The 3,867-nt window shown below is 68.5% G+C and carries 5 protein-coding genes; all 5 read left to right on the forward strand.

Annotation, left to right across the window (positions count from 1 at the left end; all coding sequences use genetic code 11):
* Positions 1 to 336 (forward strand): cell envelope integrity protein TolA (gene tolA, locus ACLFRM_RS09175; RefSeq protein WP_410755436.1); only part of this gene is annotated, 336 nt, incomplete at its 5' end.
* A 23-nt stretch (positions 337 to 359) separates the two neighbouring features.
* Positions 360 to 1,661 carry a Tol-Pal system beta propeller repeat protein TolB gene (gene tolB / locus ACLFRM_RS09180; RefSeq protein WP_410755437.1) on the forward strand — a complete coding sequence of 434 codons (1,302 nt, stop codon included), beginning with the start codon at positions 360 to 362 and terminating at the stop codon, positions 1,659 to 1,661.
* Between the two features lie 19 nt (positions 1,662 to 1,680).
* Positions 1,681 to 2,634, forward strand: a complete 954-nt coding sequence (gene ybgF / locus ACLFRM_RS09185; protein WP_410755438.1) for a tol-pal system protein YbgF — start codon at positions 1,681 to 1,683, stop codon at positions 2,632 to 2,634.
* Positions 2,634 to 3,332 (forward strand): 7-carboxy-7-deazaguanine synthase QueE, encoded by a 699-nt coding sequence (gene queE / locus ACLFRM_RS09190; RefSeq protein WP_410755439.1) that lies wholly within the window; start codon positions 2,634 to 2,636, stop codon positions 3,330 to 3,332. The genes ybgF and queE overlap by 1 nt, the downstream gene beginning before the upstream one ends.
* A gap of 2 nt (positions 3,333 to 3,334) precedes the next feature.
* A partial coding sequence (queC, locus tag ACLFRM_RS09195; protein WP_410755440.1) for a 7-cyano-7-deazaguanine synthase QueC occupies positions 3,335 to 3,867 on the forward strand: 533 nt, incomplete at its 3' end.

Here is a 3,867-nt window from a genome sequence, read left to right on the forward strand (position 1 = left end):
GAGGCCCGCGAACAGGCGTTGCGTGAACAGCTTGCCTCCGAGCAGCAGGCCCGCGCCGAACGCGATGCCCTGAGCAAATGGGCGGCGGCCATTCAGTCCAAGGTGCGCGACAACTGGCAGCGCCCGCGCGGCGCGCGGATCGGCTGGACCTGCACGGTCACCGTGCGCCAGGACGCCGACGGCCAGGTGCGCAACGTCACGGTCGAGCGCTGCGACGGCGATCGGCTGTTCGAGCGCTCGGTGGTGCAGGCGATCAAGGCCGCCTCACCCTTGCCCAAGCCGGAGCGTGACTCGATCTTCCAGGAAGAACTCCGTTTCAATTTCAAGCCGGAATGACCGGCCTACCCGGGGTGACCCACATGACAGTACTGGCCCTTTTGCATCGTTCGTTGACCGCCATGTTCCTGGTTGGGGCGTTGGCGTTCGTCATGCCGGCTCAGGCCGCGCTCGAGATCGACATCAGCGGTGGCACCGAGAGCGGGGTGCCGATCGCGGTGGTCCCGTTCGACCAGTCGGGTGACGTGGACGACATGGCGCGGATCATCGGCGACGACCTGGCCCGTTCCGGCCTGTTCGCCCCGATCGCGCGTGACGCCATGCCCGGCCGTCCGGCCTCCCCGGACCAGTTGCGTATCGACGACTGGCGAGCCGGCAAGGCGCGCTACCTGGTCCTGGGACAGGTCGAGCCGGACGGGGATCGACTGCGAACCCGCTTCTACCTGATCGACGTCAGCTCGGGCGAGCGTCTCGCCGGCAGCCAGATCACGGCCGGGGCGTCCGCCGACCGCTCGGTCGCCCACCGCATCAGCGACATCGTCTACGAGGAACTGACCGGCGAGCGTGGCGCCTTCTCCACTCGCCTGGCCTACGTGACCGAGCGCGGCTCGCCGGAAGACCGTACCTACACGCTGCAGATCGCCGATTCGGACGGTGCCGATCCGCGCACGGTGCTGCAGTCGCCGTACCCGATCATGTCGCCGAGCTGGTCACCGGACGGCGGTCGGCTGGCCTACGTCTCCTTCGAGGGCAATCGCTCGGCGATCTGGGTGCAGGACCTGTCCACCGGCGAGCGCTACCAGCTCACCGATTTCCCGGGCATCAACGGCGCCCCGGCCTGGTCGCCACGCGGCGACAAGATCGCCGTCACCCTCTCCAAGGACGGCAACCCGGACATCTACGTGATCGACCTCGACACCCGTCGGAGCACCCAGTGGACACGATCCGGGGCGATCGAGACCGAACCCAGCTGGTACCCGGACAACCGCACGCTGGCGTTCACCTCGGATCGCTTCGGCCAGCCGCAGATCTTCCGCAAGGCCGGGCCGGACGATCGCGCCCGCCGCCTGACATTCGACGCCCCCTACGCCGCCGGCCCGCGCGTCTCGCCGGACGGCGAGCGCCTGGCCCTGGTGGTGCGAGACGATCGCGGGTTCTACGTTGCCGAGCAGGCGCTGGAGGATGGCGAGCGCACGCTCCTGAGCCGGGATGGCGGCGAAGAGCGCCCCAGCTATGCCCCCAACGGTGCCATGGTGGTCTACGCCGCGCAGTCGGGCAGCGGCTCGGTGCTCAAGATTTCGCCCGCCATCGGCGGCGAGCCGCAGACCCTGAGTTACGATCGGGGCAAGGTACGCGATCCGGTCTGGGGACCATTCAATGACTAAGGCAAAGACGATTCACGCGATGCATTCCATTACCCGTTCGCCGCTGGCGGCTGCCCTGGCCGCCTCCCTTTTCGCCGGGAGTGCCGCGATGCCGGTGGCCGCGCAGCAGGCGCCGGGCTGGCTCAACTGGGGCGGCGGATCGAACGAATCGTCCGAGAACGATGACGATGCCAAGGCCGGGCCGAGCACGCAGAGTGCCCCTGTGCCGGCGGCCAATGTCGCCGTTGCAGACAACCAGTCCGGTCAGGCGGTCTTGCTCCAGCGACTGATGCAACGGGTCGACGAGCTCGAGCGCCAGGTGCAGGGCATGAGCGGTCAACTCTCCGAGCAGGAGCGCACCATCGAGCGCCAGCAACGCCGTCTTGACGACGTCGAGGAGGCCGCCCGTTCGGCGCCGTCCGCCTCCTCGAGAGGATCGGCGTCGATCGGCCGCGGTGACCCGGTGGGGCAGGACGTTCCCGAGGAAGCCGTGGCCGCCGTCAGCGGCGATGGCGATGCGGACGAGGAAGAGGCAAAGCGTTCCGGTGACGAGGGCGGTGATGAATCGGCCCGCGATGGCGAGTCGGGCGACGGAAACGGGGGCGGTGCCAGCGAGGCCGAGCAGCAGGCGCTCTACAACGAGGCCTTCGAGGTCCTGAAAAGCGGCAAGTACGAACAGGCCGTCGAGGCCTTCCAGAAGGTGATCGACGCCAACCCCCAGGGCGAATGGGCCGCCGGTGCCTTCTTCTGGCAGGGCGAGACCTACTACGTCCAGCAGGACTACGCCGCGGCCGGCAAGGCCTACGGCGAGGTGATCGAGCGCTTCCCGGACAGCAACCGCATCCCGGACGCCAAGCTCAAGCTCGGCTACGTCGCCGAGGAGCGAGGCGATAACGACGCCGCCCGCCGCCTGTTACAGGAGGTCATCGACGATCACCCGGATTCGCAGGCGGCCGGACTGGCCAAGCAGCGCCTGTCGCGCCTGGGCGATTGATGTCGGTGGTGTCCCTCGATCGCCCCGAGGCGCTTGAATCGGTCGCGCCGCCCTCGACGCGCACCTTGCGCATTACCGAGATCTTTCGCTCGTTGCAGGGCGAGTCCGACCACATCGGTTGGCCGACGGTGTTCGTCCGCCTGACCGGCTGTCCGCTGCGCTGCGTCTACTGCGATACCGCCTACGCCTTCACCGGCGGCGAGCGCATGCAGCGCGAGCACATTCTCGCGCGGGTTGCCGAACTCGATACCCGGCATGTCTGCGTGACCGGTGGCGAGCCGCTGGCCCAGCCGGCTTGCGTCGACCTGCTGCGGGAGCTGGTCGAGGCCGGGCACGTGGTGAGTCTGGAAACCAGCGGCGCGCTCGACATCTCGGCAGTCGACCCGCGCGTGCACATCGTCATGGACCTCAAGACCCCCAGCTCCGGGGAGGTCGAGCGCAACCGCTGGGCGAACCTCCGGGCGCTCAAGCCGCGCGACGAGATCAAGGTGGTGATCGGCTCGCGCGAGGATTTCGACTGGGCCGTCGAACGGGTCCGCGAACACGACCTTGCCAGGCGCTTTGCGGTGCTGTTCTCGCCGGTGTTCGGCGGGATCACCCCCACCCAGCTGGCCGACTGGATCCTGGAAACCGGCCTCGAGATCCGCTTCCAGATGCAGCTGCACAAGCTGGTCTGGGGCGACGAGCCGGGACGCTGAACGTGGCAGCGTCGCCCGACAAGCCGGCCGTGGTGCTGCTCTCCGGCGGGCTCGATTCGGCCACGCTGGCCTGGCAGGCCCGTGCCGACGGCTACGCCGTGCACGCGCTCAGCTTCGATTACGGCCAGCGCCACCGCGTCGAGCTCGAGGCCGCCGATCGTGTCGCGTCGGCCGTGGGCGCCGTGGCCCACCGCACCATCCGAATCGACATGGGCGGTGGCACGGGCTCCTCGCTGACCGACAGCGACCGGGCCGTCCCCGACTACGCGCCGGACAATGCGGCCATCCCAAGCACCTACGTCCCGGCGCGCAACCTCACCTTCCTCTCGTTTGCCCTCGGCTGGGCAGAACAACTGGACGCCACCCGGATCTACATCGGCGTGAACGCGGTCGACTACTCGGGTTACCCGGACTGCCGGCCGGCGTTCATCGACAAGTTCCAGGAGTTGGCGAATATCGCCACCGCCGCCGATCATCCGTTCGAGATTCACGCACCGTTGCTGCACCTGACCAAGGCCGAGATCATCGCCCGAGG

Source organism: Guyparkeria sp. (assembly GCF_046540515.1).
Classification (GTDB): Bacteria; Pseudomonadota; Gammaproteobacteria; order Halothiobacillales; family Halothiobacillaceae; genus Guyparkeria.

What these genes read in the sequence shown, in the direction of transcription:
- ybgF (WP_410755438.1), top strand. Translation starts at nt 1,681, where the DNA reads ATGCATTCCATTACCCGTTCGCCGCTGGCGGCTGCCCTGGCCGCCTCC.
- tolB (WP_410755437.1), top strand. Translation starts at nt 360, where the DNA reads ATGACAGTACTGGCCCTTTTGCATCGTTCGTTGACCGCCATGTTCCTG.
- queE (WP_410755439.1), top strand. Translation starts at nt 2,634, where the DNA reads ATGTCGGTGGTGTCCCTCGATCGCCCCGAGGCGCTTGAATCGGTCGCG.